Annotated in this window: 17 protein-coding genes; 5 read left to right on the forward strand and 12 right to left on the reverse strand. The window is 49.6% G+C overall.

Annotated features, from left to right (window positions below; translation table 11 throughout):
- The 8 genes from OEL57_RS01715 to OEL57_RS01750 form a co-directional block, all read right to left on the reverse strand.
- On the reverse strand, positions 1-793 hold a 793-nt coding region (locus OEL57_RS01715; RefSeq protein ID WP_300736202.1), incomplete at its 3' end, for a complex I subunit 1/NuoH family protein.
- Positions 794-838: 45 nt separating this feature from the next.
- Entirely contained in the window at positions 839-3,286 is a 2,448-nt protein-coding gene (locus OEL57_RS01720; RefSeq protein WP_300736204.1) for a molybdopterin-dependent oxidoreductase, read from the reverse strand.
- A gap of 38 nt (positions 3,287-3,324) precedes the next feature.
- Entirely contained in the window at positions 3,325-5,097 is a 1,773-nt protein-coding gene (locus OEL57_RS01725) for an NADH-quinone oxidoreductase subunit NuoF (RefSeq protein WP_300736206.1), read from the reverse strand.
- A 30-nt stretch (positions 5,098-5,127) separates the two neighbouring features.
- Entirely contained in the window at positions 5,128-5,643 is a 516-nt protein-coding gene (nuoE, locus tag OEL57_RS01730; RefSeq protein WP_300736209.1) for an NADH-quinone oxidoreductase subunit NuoE, read from the reverse strand.
- Positions 5,644-5,669: 26 nt separating this feature from the next.
- A complete protein-coding gene (nuoD, locus tag OEL57_RS01735) occupies positions 5,670-6,842 on the reverse strand; it encodes an NADH dehydrogenase (quinone) subunit D (RefSeq protein WP_300736211.1) in 1,173 nt (390 codons plus the stop codon).
- A gap of 40 nt (positions 6,843-6,882) precedes the next feature.
- Positions 6,883-7,371 (reverse strand): NADH-quinone oxidoreductase subunit C, encoded by a 489-nt coding sequence (locus tag OEL57_RS01740; RefSeq protein WP_300736214.1) that lies wholly within the window; start codon positions 7,369-7,371, stop codon positions 6,883-6,885.
- A gap of 48 nt (positions 7,372-7,419) precedes the next feature.
- On the reverse strand, positions 7,420-7,929 hold the full coding sequence (locus tag OEL57_RS01745) for an NADH-quinone oxidoreductase subunit B (protein ID WP_012471167.1): 510 nt from the start codon (positions 7,927-7,929) through the stop codon (positions 7,420-7,422).
- Complete coding sequence (locus tag OEL57_RS01750; protein WP_300736221.1) at positions 7,920-8,276, reverse strand: NADH-quinone oxidoreductase subunit A; 357 nt, start codon at positions 8,274-8,276, stop codon at positions 7,920-7,922. The genes OEL57_RS01745 and OEL57_RS01750 overlap by 10 nt, the downstream gene beginning before the upstream one ends.
- A gap of 305 nt (positions 8,277-8,581) precedes the next feature.
- Here OEL57_RS01750 and hemL point away from each other — a divergent pair, with 305 nt between their 5' ends.
- The 5 genes from hemL (at position 8,582) to atpE (ending at position 11,588) form a co-directional block, all read left to right on the forward strand.
- Positions 8,582-9,868 carry a glutamate-1-semialdehyde 2,1-aminomutase gene (gene hemL, locus OEL57_RS01755; protein WP_300736224.1) on the forward strand — a complete coding sequence of 429 codons (1,287 nt, stop codon included), beginning with the start codon at positions 8,582-8,584 and terminating at the stop codon, positions 9,866-9,868.
- Positions 9,869-9,951: 83 nt separating this feature from the next.
- Entirely contained in the window at positions 9,952-10,185 is a 234-nt protein-coding gene (locus OEL57_RS01760; RefSeq protein WP_300736227.1) for an AtpZ/AtpI family protein, read from the forward strand.
- Positions 10,172-10,552, forward strand: coding sequence for an ATP synthase subunit I (locus tag OEL57_RS01765; RefSeq protein WP_300736230.1), 381 nt, complete (start codon positions 10,172-10,174; stop codon positions 10,550-10,552). Before OEL57_RS01760 ends, OEL57_RS01765 begins: the two co-directional genes overlap by 14 nt.
- Before the next feature lie 3 nt (positions 10,553-10,555).
- Positions 10,556-11,248 (forward strand): F0F1 ATP synthase subunit A, encoded by a 693-nt coding sequence (gene atpB, locus OEL57_RS01770; RefSeq protein WP_300736235.1) that lies wholly within the window; start codon positions 10,556-10,558, stop codon positions 11,246-11,248.
- A 64-nt stretch (positions 11,249-11,312) separates the two neighbouring features.
- Complete coding sequence (gene atpE / locus OEL57_RS01775; RefSeq protein WP_300736238.1) at positions 11,313-11,588, forward strand: ATP synthase F0 subunit C; 276 nt, start codon at positions 11,313-11,315, stop codon at positions 11,586-11,588.
- 96 nt (positions 11,589-11,684) lie between these two features.
- On the opposite strand, the gene OEL57_RS01780 is transcribed toward atpE, so the two are convergent.
- Genes OEL57_RS01780 through OEL57_RS01795 form a run of 4 tightly spaced genes read right to left on the reverse strand, consistent with a single transcriptional unit; the run spans position 11,685 to position 15,439 of the window.
- Positions 11,685-12,443, reverse strand: coding sequence for a hypothetical protein (locus OEL57_RS01780; protein ID WP_300736241.1), 759 nt, complete (start codon positions 12,441-12,443; stop codon positions 11,685-11,687).
- A 1-nt stretch (position 12,444) separates the two neighbouring features.
- Positions 12,445-13,821: an argininosuccinate lyase gene (gene argH / locus OEL57_RS01785; RefSeq protein WP_300736244.1), complete on the reverse strand. Its 1,377-nt coding sequence runs from the start codon at positions 13,819-13,821 to the stop codon at positions 12,445-12,447.
- A 23-nt stretch (positions 13,822-13,844) separates the two neighbouring features.
- Positions 13,845-14,987 carry a hypothetical protein gene (locus tag OEL57_RS01790; RefSeq protein ID WP_300736247.1) on the reverse strand — a complete coding sequence of 381 codons (1,143 nt, stop codon included), beginning with the start codon at positions 14,985-14,987 and terminating at the stop codon, positions 13,845-13,847.
- The gene (locus OEL57_RS01795; protein WP_300736250.1) at positions 14,987-15,439 is read right to left on the reverse strand and encodes an NUDIX domain-containing protein; all 453 of its coding nucleotides are present in this window, start codon (positions 15,437-15,439) and stop codon (positions 14,987-14,989) included. Before OEL57_RS01795 ends, OEL57_RS01790 begins: the two co-directional genes overlap by 1 nt.
- Between the last annotated feature and the right edge of the window lie 2 nt (positions 15,440-15,441).

The raw sequence follows: 15,441 nt of genomic DNA on the forward strand, positions 1-15,441 counted from the left end.
TAAAGAACATGGCATATTTCATGGATGAGTACTCAGTACAGAAACCTGACACAAGCTCGGTTTCAGCCTCTGGAAGGTCAAATGGAGTACGGTTTACTTCGGCAAGTGTAGCTACATAAAAAATCATACCGGCGGCAAAGGTCATTGGACTGTTCCAAATGAACCATTTCATTCCTGCCTGAGCCTTAATAATTTCTTGTAACGAAAGTGACTCAACAAGCATAAAGACCGGAATAATTGCCAGACCGGCTGCAAGTTCATAGGAAATCATCTGAGCTGACGCACGAAGACCGCCAAGCAAAGAGTATTTACTGTTTGAAGCCCAACCAGCAAGCACTATACCGTAGACCCCAAGTGAAGACATGGCCAACACATAGAGCATACCGACGTTGATATCAACCACCTTACCTGCGCCTGAGTCATAATAGCCAACAATCTGCAAAGGCACATCATACCCAAATACCTTGATGGTATCCCCGAAAGGTATGACCGCAAAGGTAATGAAGGCAGGTACAAGCGCTATCAATGGCGCAATCAGAAAAGCAAACTTGTTGGATTCAGCAGGAATGATCTCTTCTTTAAAGAAAAGCTTCAAGCCGTCTGCAATAGGCTGTAATAAACCCATTGGACCTGTACGGTTCGGTCCGACCCGTACCTGCATCCAGCCGATTATCTTACGCTCGGCATAGGTCGCATAGGCCACGGTAAGAAGCACGAATACAAACGCGATCAACACCTTGGCCACCATGGCGATGTAGTAGTACAGTGGCAGTCCTAGAATCTCGATTCCCATCGGTCCCTCTTCCTTCTCTGGTAGCGTTAAGACTCAGACAAATCGTTACTTGGAAATGGTTACGCCAGTTGCGGCAGCACCAGACCAGACAGTATTAATTGATGCATCAGCAAAGTGATAAGGTGCAAACAGAACACCCTCTGACATCCGTGGTGAAATACGGGCCTTAACTGAAACCGTACCAGTAGATGAGGTCAACTTTACTTCAGCACCCTCGGCAATATTCATTTTTGCTGCATCACTGCGAGAAATTTCAACATATGCCTCACCACAGACAGAGACTGTTCCCTCACCGTATAGAGACATGGTGCCACAGTGGTACAGTGCTGCACCAGTCAGCAGCGTAAACTTCCCTGCTTCGACACCTGGTACTGTCACTTTTGGTACAACCTGAACTGGCTGCAGTTTTACAGCGGCAAAAGCACCACCTTCACCAAGTTCAGAGTATGAAATTCCTGCATAGGCAGAAATCTGAGCAAATGCCTCTGCCTGGGTAGCAGCAGCCTGCCCGCCAAGCAAGCGAATCAGTTCGCCATAAACCTGAAACTCTGGTCTGCTCTGACCTACAGCAGGAATTGCAGCGGTGATTTTTTGTACTCTACGGTCTGTTGCTGTAAAAGTGCCCTCTTTTTCTGCATAGGAACAAACCGGCAGCACGACATCAGCAAGCTGAGCTGTTTCTGTCAGGAACAGGTCTGCAACTACCAGAAACTCAACTGCATCGAGAGCTTTTTTAACCACCGCCTGTGCTGGGTAGGAAACAACCGGATTCTCTCCTGCAATTAAAAGGGTCTTAACGCTGCCTGCTGAACAGCCAGCAAGGATCTGCTGCGCATCCAAGCCACCTTGTCCCGGAACAAAGCCGACATCAAGTGCACCTTGGCTGTTGTTCTTTTCTTGAAGCGCCAGTATGCCTGATCCTTCTTTACCCAACTTGCCACCTAGAATAGCCAGGTTAGCAGCAGCGTGGGCAAGCTGTGCATCAGCACCAGGATAGGCAAGCCCTGTTGTAAAGAGAATGATGGCCTTCTCAGCCGCTGCATACGCACGAGCCAGTTCACGTATAGCATCAGCAGCAACGCCGGTAAGCTCGGCAACCTTCTCAGGAGTAAAGTCATTCAGAGCAGCAGCCAGTTCAGGGGCTGCCGGTGTAACTGCCAGATTCTCATCAACCAGCACTTTTGCAACGGCATTCAACAAAGCCACATCGCTACCTGGCTTATTAAGCAGCAGGTTAGCACCAGGCAAGCGGGACAGTTTGCCACGCTTGTCAGAGATGATCTGCAGCTTGATACCTTTATTCTTAACAGCCATATTGACTTCAAAACCGACCACCGGGTGGGTCTCATAGATATCAGTCTTTATAGCAAGAATCAGGTCACTTTTCTGGATATCAAGAATAGTTGCTGATGAGGCGACCACACCAAGACTTTTACCAAGACCTTCTGAAACCGCAGCGTGACCATAGCCTGCTGAATGGTCGATATTCTGAGAACCAACCTGCTGAGTCATCAACTGCTTCAACAGCACCAGCTCTTCATTGGTTAGACGCGGAGTTGCAAGTGCTGCAGCGGCAGAACCGGCACCTTTCAAGCGCTCAACAACCAGCGACAAAGCTTCATCCCAGCCAGCTTCAACCAGCTGACCGTTCTTACGAATCAGAGGATTTTTCAGACGTTTATCAGAGCTGATGAATTGATATCCAAAACGGCCACGCACACAGAGCTGACCATTATGGAAACCCTGATTTTCGTCATATACCGTAGTCAGAACGTTATTATCCTTAACACCCAGAGTTACGTTGCAACCAGTGCCACAGTAGCCACAGACCGACTTTTTCTTGGTCATTGCCCAGAAACGTGACTTAAACTTGAAAGGACGGGCAAGCAATGCACCAACCGGGCAGACGGAGATACAAGAACCACAGAACTCACAGCTGAGCGGGCCATCAAACTCGGTACCGATTTTTGTTTCAATACCCCTGCTGATAAAGGTCAAAGCTCCGCGAGCTACAATTTCGTCACAGATACGAACGCATTTTCCACAGAGTACGCAGCGGTTCTGATCACGCTCAATCAGTGGGTTATTGTAGTCAATTTCATGGTGAAATTTTTCATCAGCCAAACGGTTGGAATTGACTTTGTGATCATAGGCAAGGTTCTGCAGTTCGCAGTCACCACCTTTATCACACACAGGGCAGTCAAGCGGATGGTTGAGCATCAACAGTTCCAAAACCAGTTTACGGGCTTTCTCGACCGGCGGAGTACTGCTACGGACGATCATACCTTCGGTAACCGGTGTGGTGCAGGCAGGGATCAAACGCCCTTTCATCTGCTCAACCTCAACCAGACACATACGGCAGGCGCCAAAGGGCTTCAGCTTCTTGTCGTGGCAAAGGATCGGAATACTGACGCCAGCTGCTTTGGCAGCGTCATAAATTGTTGCATCCTTTTCTACTGATACCTGCTTGTCATCTATCGTCAGAGTGACCATCTCAACCTCGTCTTACGTAAGTTGTCTCTAGGAACTGTCTACTCAATTGCCATGAAACGGCAGGCGTCATAACAGGACTTACACTTGGTGCATTTTTCTTTATCCAGGTAGGCAATTTCGCCTTTTTCCCAGACAATCGCATCTACCGGACACGCTTTCTTACAGGCACCGCACTTAACACACTTGTCTTCAACCACCTGCCAGAGCAACAGTTCTTTACAGGAGTTTGAGGGACAACGTTTATCGTTGATATGGGCTTCATACTCATCACGGAAGTAACGGATGGTAGAGAGAACAGGGTTTGGCGCGGTCTGACCAAGACCACATAACGAGGCTTGCTTAATGGTAGTACCAAGATCTATCAAGGTCTCAATATCTCCGTCACGACCATTACCTTCAGTAATTCTGATCAGGATATCAAGCATGGCCTTCAGACCGATCCGGCAGGGTACACACTTGCCGCATGATTCCATCCGGGTAAAGGTCAGGAAGAACTTTGAGATATCAACCATACAGGTGGTTTCATCCATAACAACCAGACCACCGGAACCCATCATGGCACCAGCCTTGATCAGGGAATCATAGTCAACCGGAGTATCAAGTAGTTCCGCGGAAATACAACCTCCCGAAGGACCACCAGCCTGGACAGCCTTAAACTTACGGTTATTCAGAATACCGCCGCAAACCTCATAAATAACGTCACGAACCTTCATACCAGCAGGTACTTCAACCAGGCCGGTATGTTTTACTTTGCCGGTTACCGCAAAGATTTTAGTACCCTTGGTGGTTTCTGTTCCGATAGCAGCATACCACTCTGCACCGTTATTAATGATGTGTCGAACGTTGGCAAAGGTCTCTACGTTGTTAATGTTTGAGGGGTTCTGCCACAGACCTTTAACAGCAGGGAAAGGCGGACGCGGGCGAGGCATACCACGCTCACCTTCAATTGATGCCATCAAAGCGGTTTCTTCACCGCACACAAAGGCACCAGCACCCATTTTAATCCGCATGTTGTACTCAAAACCGAGTCCCATGCAGTCGTTACCCAGATACCCTTTTTCGTAGCAGGTATCGATGGCTTTTTGCAGACGCTGGATTGCCAGAGGATATTCAGCCCGGACATAGACATAACCAAACTGTGCGCCGATGGCATAACCGGCAATCATCATACCCTCAATCAGGCAGTACGGGTCACCTTCAAGGATGGACCGGTCCATAAAGGCACCTGGGTCACCTTCGTCAGCGTTACAGATGATATACTTATGATGACCTGGCGAAGCTGCGCAAAATGACCATTTCAAACCGGTAGGGAAACCACCGCCCCCACGGCCGCGCAATCCTGATTTCTTTACTTCTTCAGTAACTTCAGCTGGCTTCATTGCAGTAATACATTTTTTGATTGCATCAAAGCCATTTGTTGCAAGGTACGCATCAATGGATTCAGCATCAATCTGGCCACAGCCTGACATGACAACCCGCTGCTGTGCATCAACAAACTTATTATAGTATGGCTTTGCCTTACGCTTCTCGATCGGCTCGCCAGCAACAATATGCTCATCAACCAACTTGGCAACTTCCTCCGGCAGGACGAAGTCATAGGTGGTACAGCCTTTTTCATCGACGATGTCAACCAGAACGTCGTTGGCACAAAGTCCACGACAACCGGTCTTAACCACGTCACAACGCTTACCAACAGTTGCAGAAAGCCCTTTTTCGGCAATAATCCGATTAAACTCGGCTTCTACCTTCTTAGCGCCGGCGGAGATACCGCCCGTTCCCTGGCAGATCAATATCTTGATAGCTTCAGCCATGTGTTCTATCCCCTGACGAACGTCCCGTAACTAGATCGGGAGCGAAGAATATTCCTTGATGATCTCATCTACCTTTTGAACTGTCATCTTGCCGTAGGTCTCATCATTGACCATGGCAAGCGGTGCCATACCACAGGCTCCTAGACAGGCTACCAGCTCGAATGTGAATCGACGATCAGGTGTTGTTTCAGCATGTCCAATACCGATCCGGTCATGGAACGACTCCTTGATCCGCTCAGCCCCCAGAACGTGGCAGGCCGTACCCATACAGACGCGGATAATAAACTTACCGCGTGGCTTGAGGTGGAACTGAGCATAGAAAGTCAGTACACCATAAATCTGGCTGGGATAGACATTCAGGCGCTCTGCCACATAATCAACGGTGACGCGTGGCACATACCCATAGGCTTCTTGAATCCCCTGCAGAACCGGCATCAGGTTACCAGGGATATCCTTGTATTTTTGAATTACCTCTTCTGCAAGGGCCAGATCAATAACCGGCTCTTCCACTTCGGTAGTCTCTGTAGTTGCAACCGCTTCACTCATCTGCGGCCTCCCTTTTCGGTCTCAGTTTAGCGGTCAATCTCGCCCAGCACGATGTCCAGGGTACCGATGATTGCTACAAGGTCTGCAAGCATTGCACCTTTTGCCATCTTTTCGATAGCCTGCAGGTTAATGAATGATGGCGGACGCACTCTCATACGATAGGGTTTGCTGCTACCGTCACTCACCAGATAGAAGCCGAGCTCACCCTTAGGAGCTTCGATACCCATATAGACTTCACCTTCAGGCACCGCGTAACCTTCGCTGGCAATCTTGAAGTGGTGAATCAGGCCTTCGATGCTATTATAAACCGAATCTTTAGGCGGATAACAGACCTGCGGTTCATCAGAAAGCACCGGTCCTGGCTTGAGGCGATCCATTGCCTGAGTAACAATCTTGCAGGACTCACGCATCTCTATTAAACGGACCTTGTAACGATCAAAGGTGTCGCACTCAGTACCAACCGGAACTTCAAAGGTATAGTTCTCATAACCTGCATACGGTATATCACGACGCAGGTCAAAGTTAACTCCTGAACCACGCAGAGCTGGTCCCGTGATGCCGATATCGGTGGCATCCTCAGCAGAGATGACGCCATTACCAATGGTACGCTTGCGCCAGATTGGGTTACCGGTCAACAAACCTTCATAAGTATCAATAAATCCAGGCATTTCTGCCATGAAGTCACGCACTTTTTTCTCAAATTCAGCAGGCACATCCTGTGACAGGCCACCGGCACGGAAGAAGTTGGAAGTCATCCGCGCACCGGAGATCAGTTCATAGGTCTCCATGATGGCTTCACGCTCACGGAAAGCGTAGATAAAGACGGTCATAGCACCGATATCAAGGGCGTGACAGGCAAGCCATACCAAATGTGACTGCAGACGAGTCAACTCTGTCATGATAATCCTGATTGTCTGTGCCCGCTCAGGAACATCGATATCCAGCAGCTTCTCAACCGCCAGCATATAGCCAAGGTTGTTACTCATTGGAGCCAAATAGTCCAGACGATCAGTCAGCGGCAGCGTCTGGTGATAAGTACGATGCTCAGACAACTTTTCAACACCGCGATGCAGATAGCCGACATCTGGATCAATCTTAAGGATAGTCTCGCCATCCAGCTCAATCACCATGCGTAAAACGCCGTGGGTACTGGGGTGCTGTGGCCCCATGTTAATGGTCATAATTTCGTTGTTAGCCATGTATAGCCTCGTCTGCTCGTTAAGTGCGTAATGGTTCTAATCAGGAAAGACGTCCTTTGTACGGCTCACGGCCTGGCCCCTGTAACGGGTAATCCTTACGAAGCGGATGCCCTACCCAGTCAGGCGTCATCAGAATACGACGCAGATCCGGATGTTTATCAAAACGGATGCCAAACAGGTCAAAAACCTCACGCTCCAGCCAGTTTGCCGAACTATAAACCTGTGTAGCACTGGCAATTACGCATTCAGCCTCAGCAACTGGCGCCTTGACCCTCAGACGATCCTTAAACAGCACCGATGTCAACTGATAGACCATCATAAAACGGTCAGCAGCCTTACCAAGATAGTCAATGGCTGTCACATCAGTCAGCATATCGAATTTGCACTCCTGCTTCAAAAATGCAAGAATTGCAATGATATCCTCTTTCCTGACTGTAACAATCCAGTCACCACGGTCCTGCTTCACCTCCAGAATGGAGGCCTCGAACTTCCCTTGCAGTTTTTCAACGGCGCGATTTGTGTCTGCCATAGCGTCGAAACCTTTTCAGTAATAGTGAATTCGTAGCAACCTAGAAAATCAGACCGTGGATACCCGCTCACCCAGGCCGAATACGGAACCAAACGAGTTACTCTCCTGCATGATCTTATCCTGCAGCTTCATCAGACCATACAACAGAGCTTCTGGACGGGGAGGACAACCCGGGATATAGACATCAACCGGCAGAGCCTCATCGATACCCTGCACAACACTGTAGGTATCAAAAATACCACCAGAACAGGCACAGGCGCCCATGGCAATTACCCACTTAGGCTCAGGCATCTGCTCATAGACCGTCTGAATTACCGGCAACATCTTCTTTGTTACCGTACCAGCGATAATAATACAGTCTGCCTGACGTGGCGAAGCACGGAAAATGATACCAAAGCGGTCAAGGTCGTTGTGCGACGCACCAGTTGCCATCATCTCAATGGCACAGCAGGCCAGACCGAAGGTCATCGGCCAGATGGAGGACTTCCTGACCCAGTTGACCAGCTTATCAAGTGACGTAACGGTTACGTTACCACCGAGGGGCTGATTTACTCCCATTCCAGTGCTCCTTTTTTCCAGACATAGATATAACCAACAAACAGGATCACAACAAAGATCCCCATCTCTACCAACCCGAACAGACCAAGCTTCTTGTACAGAATCGCCCAGGGATAAAGAAAAACAGCTTCAATATCGAACAGAATAAACAACATTGCGATTAGATAAAATTTGATTGGGAACCGTTCGCGTGCAGTGCCGACAGGCTCACAACCACATTCGTACGGTGCCATCTTGACCTTTGAATACTTCTTCTGGCCAATCAACGAAGAAAACACCACTGAACCAAGGCCAAAGGCCAGCGCAATCAGGATCAGCAGCATAATGGGTAGATAGGTACCAAGCATTCTCTATTTCCTCCCCAAGCAGTTTCTTTCAAGACTTTACACGTATACTGTATACAAAACGCAGCAAACCTATTGCATTTGGGTGCCGGTTGTCAAGCACTTTTTCCCTTTTTTTTATCCCCGCATTAAATCATTTTTAACTACGTAACATGCTTTTTTTATTAGTTTTTGTAAGGCTATAAAGACTTTTTAGACACAAAACCGGGTAAGTTTTTCTACAATAAACGAACTAAATTGACAAACGAACATGGCAACAGGTACAAAAGCGCAACCGATCTACGTTCACAAATGGAGGCACCCCACAAATGACCCATTCTCGTTCTCACCTATTATTTGACCAGGCACGCCAGATAATTCCCGGCGGCGTTAACAGCCCCGTCAGGGCCTTTAAATCCGTTGGCGCCGACCCGCTGTTTATCAAAAAGGCTTTGGGGAGCCGCGTAATTGATGAAGACAACAATACCTACATCGACTACGTAGGCTCATGGGGACCCATGATCCTTGGCCACTGCTACCCTGCCGTGGTCAACGCTGTTAAGCAGTGCATGGAAAACGGCTCAAGCTTTGGCGCCCCAACAGAGCTAGAAATTACCCTGGCGCAGATGGTGATAGATGCCGTGCCTTCTATAGAGATGGTTCGCATGGTCAGCTCTGGCACCGAGGCAACCATGAGCGCCATCCGATTGGCTCGTGGCTATACCGGTCGCGACAAGATCCTCAAGTTTTCCGGCTGCTACCATGGCCATGCCGATGCGCTGCTGGTTAAAGCAGGATCCGGCGCTGCCACCTTTGGCGTGCCTGACTCTCCGGGTGTACCTGCAGACTTTGCCAAACACACCCTGACCGCAGAATACAACTCCTTGGAATCAGTCACTACACTGATTGCTGAAAATAAGGACCAGGTGGCGTGCATCATTCTGGAGCCGGTTGCTGGAAACATGGGCACCGTCCCTCCTCGTCCCGGCTTCCTTGAAGGACTCCGAGAAATCTGCACCAACGAAGGCATTATTCTGATTTTTGATGAGGTAATGTGTGGTTTTCGCGTAGCGTATGGCGGCGCACAGACACTCTATGGCGTCACCCCGGACATGACCACGCTGGGCAAGATCATAGGCGGCGGCCTACCGGTTGGCGCTTTTGGCGGCAAGCGCGAGATAATGGAAAAGCTTTCCCCCTCAGGCGGCGTCTACCAGGCCGGCACACTGTCAGGCAACCCACTGGCTATGACCGCCGGTATTGAAACCCTTAAGCTGCTGCAACAACCTGGTTTTTATCAACAACTGGAAGAAAAAAGCCACCAGCTTTCAGAAGGGCTTGCGTTAGCGGCTAAAGAAGCGGGATACCCTCTTTACACCGCCAGGGTCGGCAGTATGTTCTGCGCCTTTTTCAGCCCCCACGAAGTCTTTGACTGGACCACAGCAGCCACCTGCGACACCAAGGCATTTGCCCGTTATTTCCTTGCAATGCTTGATGAAGGGATCTATCTGGCTCCATCTCAATTTGAAACAGCCTTTATGTCAGCAGCACACTCTCAACAGGACATCGAGATGACTATTGCTGCAGCCCGCAAGTGCTTCAAACTCATCGCATGATTCACGAAACAATTGACACTGCAAGCGTCACTGTGCTATGAGAAACAGGTTTTGTATACAATCATTGCTGGCCGGAGGCGGAAATGAGCGAACTTCGTGACATTTTCCGCAATATCGGAACAGTTTCCAGCATGGGCATTTCTGTTGTGCTTGCCATTGCTATCGGCGTCTGGTTTGGGCTTACACTAGACCGCTGGCTGGGTACAGCGCCTTGGTTTTTTTGGATTTTCCTCATGATTGGCATCGCTGCCGGGTTTAAGAATGTCTATATCATCACTCGGCGCGAGATTAAAAATCTGAACAGTGGCAACGATTAACGAGACGAGATTACCGACACTTATTTTGCAATCAAGCATTTTCCTGCTTGTTATTGCAACAGCAACTGGTTTCTTCTTTTATACGGATCCTGTTGGCTTAGGTATTCTTGCTGGCGGCAGCATTGCCATCATTAACTTTGTCTGGCAGCGCAGGACGTTGCGCCAGCTACTAGATCACCAAATCGCACCATCAGCAGGTTCTGCAGCAGTCCGCTACCTGCTTCGATTAAGTATAACTGCTGTCATACTCTATGCCGTTCTGACCTCTGGTCGTTTTTCCATTATTGCCCTACTGATTGGTTTATCGGTGATAGTGGCTGTCATAATTGCTTTAACTCTGTATTCAGCGTTTTATAAAGGAGATTGACCCATGGTCCACCCGTTGTTGTTTCTCCAGTTCCTCAGCACAAAATTGCAGCACCTGCTGCATATTTCTGACGCTTCAGCTAATGCAGTAGTTTACACCTGGACGGTCATAGCACTGCTGCTGGTACTGTCACTGATTGCTACCAGCGCGCTGAAGACCATACCGAGCGGCACGCAAAACTTTATGGAAGTTGTGGTCGATGGCATTGAAAACATGATCGTTGAGACCATGGGCGAGCATGGCCGCCCCTTCTTTCCGTTAATTGCCACACTAGCCCTCTTTATTCTGGTGTCCAACCTGGTGGGCCTGATCCCCGGTTTCTATCCACCTACCGCCAACATCAACACAACAGCAGCCTGCGCCATTGTTGTTTTTCTGGCAACCCACGTAATCGGCATCAAGCATCACGGTTTTCACTACCTGAAGCACTTCCTGGGACCGATCTGGTGGCTGGCACCGCTGATGTTCTTCATTGAACTGATTGGACACCTCTCCCGTCCGGTATCCCTTACCCTGCGTCTTTTCGGCAACATGAACGGCCATGAGCTGGTTCTGATGATTTTCTTTGCCCTGGCGCCCTTCCTGGTACCTCTGCCAATGATGCTGATGGGCGTACTGGTTTCTTTTATTCAGGCGTTCGTCTTTATGTTGCTGGCCATGATCTATATCCAGGGATCACTGGAAGAAGCACACTAAATTAACAATTATCCATTTTTCTCCTATACTGTTTAGGAGCACACACCACACGGAGGTAGTACAGATGAACTTTTTCACAATGTGTATGCTGGCTGCAGGTTTTGGTATGGCTATTGGCGCTTTCGGTACCGGTATCGGCCAAGGTCTGGCTGTAAAGAGTGCTGTTGAAGGCGTTTCCCGCAACCCCGGCGCTTCCGGCAAGATCCTGACCACCATGATGATCGGTCTGGCCATGATCGAGTCCCTGGCAATCTACGTTCTGGTTGTTTGTCTGATCATCCTGTTCGCTAACCCCTACAAGGATGTTATGATCAAGGCTCTGGAGACCGTTGCCAAGTAATTTTAGCAACCTCTTCTACCTTGCAATGCAAACAAGAAAAGGCGACCGAGTGATTCGGCCGCCTTTTCTTGTGTAGAAAGCTTAATTTTTTAAAAACTAGCTTGGGTCGTCCGCAACACTGATGGCAACAGCAGCAGAGGGCTCACTTTCAGCCAGCATTCCATCAGCGCGCTTTACCACAACGCTGGCAGCATAACGGTAGGTCACACCACGCTGCACAGCCTGATCTTCGTAATGGGTAGTTCCTCCTGTCAAGGTGCTAATCGGGACAAGTGCTCCAGAACCTTCCCCTCGATAAATGGTGTAGCCAACCAATGTTGCATCTTTTTGAATACTGCTGTTGATGTTAAGCGCAATGAATCCGCCAAAGACAGAGCGAGCCTTTAGCTCCGGTGGCTGATGAGCCGCCAGCAGTTTCACCATAGCAGTTGTTGTGGCAGCTCCCGTAATACCGCCCTTTTGAACCGCCTGCAGGCGATACTGATACCGTTCACCATTGCGCACATCAGTATCAACAACGACAATCCGATTGCCCTGACGTTGGGCTGGCGCAGGGAAAGCAGGATCAACTTTCTGGAGCGCCTGATACTGATCCTTGCAGCTGACGCAGTCATTTTCCTGATATACTCGCCGTCCTATCAGCACCGCTTCAAGATCTTGAAGCTTGCGACCTGAACGATCCTTATCAGGCAAATCAAAGGAAAGACGCAACGCAGAGCCACTTTGTTCTACCTTCAACTGCTGCGGCGGCTGGGCGATCAGCATATCAGGATATATTAAGGGACCTTTTTTACCGCAGCCTGTCATGAGCATGGCGGCTGATGCAACCATGAGGGCGACCTGTCTAGCCTGCATGCTACTTCCCTTCCCGACAGCGCCGGATCTCATCTTCAACACGGCTGCGAGCAGTACCACCAATCACATTACGTGCATTAACACTGGCCTGAACCGTAATGGCTGCAAAGATGTCATCACTGAAGTGCGGCGAAAACAGCTGCCACTCAGCCAAAGAAAGTTCTTCCAGCTCCATCTCATTTTCAACACAGTAGGCCACCGACTTCCCGACCGCCTCATGGGCATCCCGGAACGGTAACCCCTTGCGAACCAGATAGTCAGCCACGTCGGTTGCAGTTGAGAATCCCTGACCAGCTGCACGCCCCATGGAAGCGACATTAACCCGCATCTCACGGATCATATCAGCAAAGATCTTGAGTGAACCCTTAACCGTATCAATTGTATCAAAGAGCGGCTCCTTGTCCTCCTGCATGTCTTTGTTATAGGCCAAGGGCAGAGCCTTCATCACCGTCAACAAAGCCATCAGATTGCCATAGACACGGCCGGTCTTGCCACGCACCAGCTCAGGCACATCCGGATTTTTCTTCTGGGGCATAATCGAGGAACCGGTACAGAAACCATCGGACAGATCAACGAAACGGAAGGCGCTGGTAGACCAGATAATCAGCTCTTCTGACATACGAGAAAGGTGCATCATCAAAATTGATGAGGCAGAGATGAACTCAATGGCAAAATCACGATCAGAAACCGAATCCAGTGAGTTGCGGGTCACCGTTGGAAAATCAAGCTGCTCAGCCACATACTCCCGATCTATCGGGAAGGTAGTACCGGCTAGGGCGCCAGCCCCCAGAGGCAGCACGTTAACCCGTTTAAAACAATCCTCCATACGAGCCTTGTCACGTTTGAACATCTCCACATAAGCCAGCATGTGGTGAGAAAACAGGATCGGCTGTGCAGACTGCAGGTGCGTGAAGCCAGGCATCACCACCTCAATGTTCTTTTCTGCCTGCTCCAGCAATGAATCAATCAGCATCTCCAGGTAGGCCACCACCTCAACGATCTCGTCACGCAGATAGAGTCGGATATCCAGTGCCACCTGATCATTGCGGGACCGTCCGGTATGCAGTCGTTTGCCTGCCTCACCGATCTTTTGGGACAGGCGGGCCTCAATGTTCATATGGATATCTTCCAGGCTGATTGAAAAATCAAATTGCCCGGCCTCGATCTGCTGTAGAATACCCACCAGACCGTGGACAATCTTGTCTACATCTTCCTGAGGTATGATCCCCTGCCGTCCCAGCATCCGTGCATGGGCAACCGAGCCACGAATATCCTGATGATACAGCCGCTTGTCAAAATCAATTGAGGCGGTAAACTCTTCCACAAAGGTATCGGTCGGCTGGGTAAAACGCCCGCCCCATAATTTATCCTGCGACATACAAAAATCTCCTTGATTACGTGTTAGATGCCACCAACGAAGGTAACTGACTGCACCTTTTCCCATCTATCTTCAAGAGAGCGCTGCAAAATGGCATGCACCTTCAGCGGCACCCTGGAACTGCGCGGATCTATTTCATGGTGCAAGGGCAGATTAAAATAGAGCAGGCGTGTGCCACGACCAAACCGGAGGCGACAAACCGGCGCGCCACCAAAGTCATCGGCAACAAACTCTTCAGACACCACCTGTTCCAGACGGTGGTGGCGATTAATCACCACAGAGGACTGTCCGAATCCGGTTGACAGCGGCACCCCTTCCAGCAGAGTCTCATCAGAGGCGTTGCCAAAAACCGTTACCGTTTCCCGCACACCGGGGGTGTCCTCAAGATATTCTCCGTAGAAGCCACTAACCACATCACGGTAGGCCTGATGCTCCGGCTTGGGATTACACTGGATCACAAACAGGGCATCCAAACCCTGACGAGTGCTAAAGTAGAGCTGATTTGCATGGTCAATGATCTGCTTGATATTGGAGCTATACAGGTCACGGTAGAGATAATCAAGACAGATAATCGCCATAAAATTGAAGCAGGAGGCTCTACTGCGTAACAGGTAAAAATGCCGCCCCCGGTAGAGATCATGGTACTTGTCAATAAACTCTTCACCATGGAAGGGATGACTCTTTGCCTCCAGCAAGACCCGCAGTCTGTTATCAGACTCCTTAACCAGAACCAGACACCAGTTAACCGGCATATCCAGCACATCACCCGAGTCAATATCCTGATCAACCAGCTCTATCGCCTCCTGGTTATCAGCCTTGAAACGTTCAAGATAGCGACGATACTCCCGCAGGCTGACATGCTCGACGCCGATCATGGTAACCGTATTGGGCCTGAAACCCTGATCAACCGTTGCAAGCAGCTGATCAAGACAGCTTACCGGCAGACTGGATTCAGGAAACAGCAAAAAATGAAGCTTTTTAAGATTCCCTTCACCTGCTGCCACCAGATCAAGGACTGAATTGATCGCCTGCCACTGTTGTTGTTCTTCTACCGGATGAAAGCCAGAGGTTTTATGCAGGTGGTTGGGTAGCTGAGCAATCAGGCAGTGCAGATGATGCCCCAATGGAAAGGCAAGATTAACCTTAGTATCAATGATCTTTGGCATCAGCGCGACTCCGGGTCGACTGTGACAAGCTCAGGGAAAATTTTCCCAAGGATGGTGCGGGTTCCGTCAGGCATCAGGTAGGCTGCAAGTTCATGTCGTGGCACCCAGCTTGCCTCGGCGACCTCATCCGGATTGTGAGCAAGATCATAATGAACCGGTCTGCAACGGTAAAACAGGATAACGTAGTGGCAGTTTTCTTCACCGGGGGTAAGGTGTTCAAAGACATCAATCAGGCTGCCTACCTCAACATCTAACCCGACCTCTTCATCCACTTCCCGCCTGAGGGCCGTTGCAATCGGCTCCCCCAGATCAATCTTACCGCCTGGCATGACCCACATATTTTTAAAAGGCGGGATGCTCCTCCTGGTGAGGAGCACCCGTTCCTGTTCATCAATAATTACCGCCACCACAGAAGTGACGATATGTTCCTTCTTGTAGCGTGGTTTGGTCACAA

The organism is Trichlorobacter sp., from assembly GCF_030247655.1.
Taxonomy (GTDB): Bacteria; Desulfobacterota; Desulfuromonadia; order Geobacterales; family Pseudopelobacteraceae; genus Trichlorobacter.

Bases quoted from the DNA above. Each gene is read 5' to 3' on its own strand.
- OEL57_RS01720 (WP_300736204.1), bottom strand. From the start codon at position 3,286: ATGGTCACTCTGACGATAGATGACAAGCAGGTATCAGTAGAAAAGGAT.
- OEL57_RS01725 (WP_300736206.1), bottom strand. From the start codon at position 5,097: ATGGCTGAAGCTATCAAGATATTGATCTGCCAGGGAACGGGCGGTATC.
- nuoE (WP_300736209.1), bottom strand. From the start codon at position 5,643: ATGAGTGAAGCGGTTGCAACTACAGAGACTACCGAAGTGGAAGAGCCG.
- nuoD (WP_300736211.1), bottom strand. From the start codon at position 6,842: ATGGCTAACAACGAAATTATGACCATTAACATGGGGCCACAGCACCCC.
- OEL57_RS01740 (WP_300736214.1), bottom strand. From the start codon at position 7,371: ATGGCAGACACAAATCGCGCCGTTGAAAAACTGCAAGGGAAGTTCGAG.
- OEL57_RS01745 (WP_012471167.1), bottom strand. From the start codon at position 7,929: ATGGGAGTAAATCAGCCCCTCGGTGGTAACGTAACCGTTACGTCACTT.
- OEL57_RS01750 (WP_300736221.1), bottom strand. From the start codon at position 8,276: ATGCTTGGTACCTATCTACCCATTATGCTGCTGATCCTGATTGCGCTG.
- hemL (WP_300736224.1), top strand. From the start codon at position 8,582: ATGACCCATTCTCGTTCTCACCTATTATTTGACCAGGCACGCCAGATA.
- OEL57_RS01760 (WP_300736227.1), top strand. From the start codon at position 9,952: ATGAGCGAACTTCGTGACATTTTCCGCAATATCGGAACAGTTTCCAGC.
- atpB (WP_300736235.1), top strand. From the start codon at position 10,556: ATGGTCCACCCGTTGTTGTTTCTCCAGTTCCTCAGCACAAAATTGCAG.
- atpE (WP_300736238.1), top strand. From the start codon at position 11,313: ATGAACTTTTTCACAATGTGTATGCTGGCTGCAGGTTTTGGTATGGCT.
- OEL57_RS01780 (WP_300736241.1), bottom strand. From the start codon at position 12,443: ATGCAGGCTAGACAGGTCGCCCTCATGGTTGCATCAGCCGCCATGCTC.
- argH (WP_300736244.1), bottom strand. From the start codon at position 13,821: ATGTCGCAGGATAAATTATGGGGCGGGCGTTTTACCCAGCCGACCGAT.
- OEL57_RS01790 (WP_300736247.1), bottom strand. From the start codon at position 14,987: ATGCCAAAGATCATTGATACTAAGGTTAATCTTGCCTTTCCATTGGGG.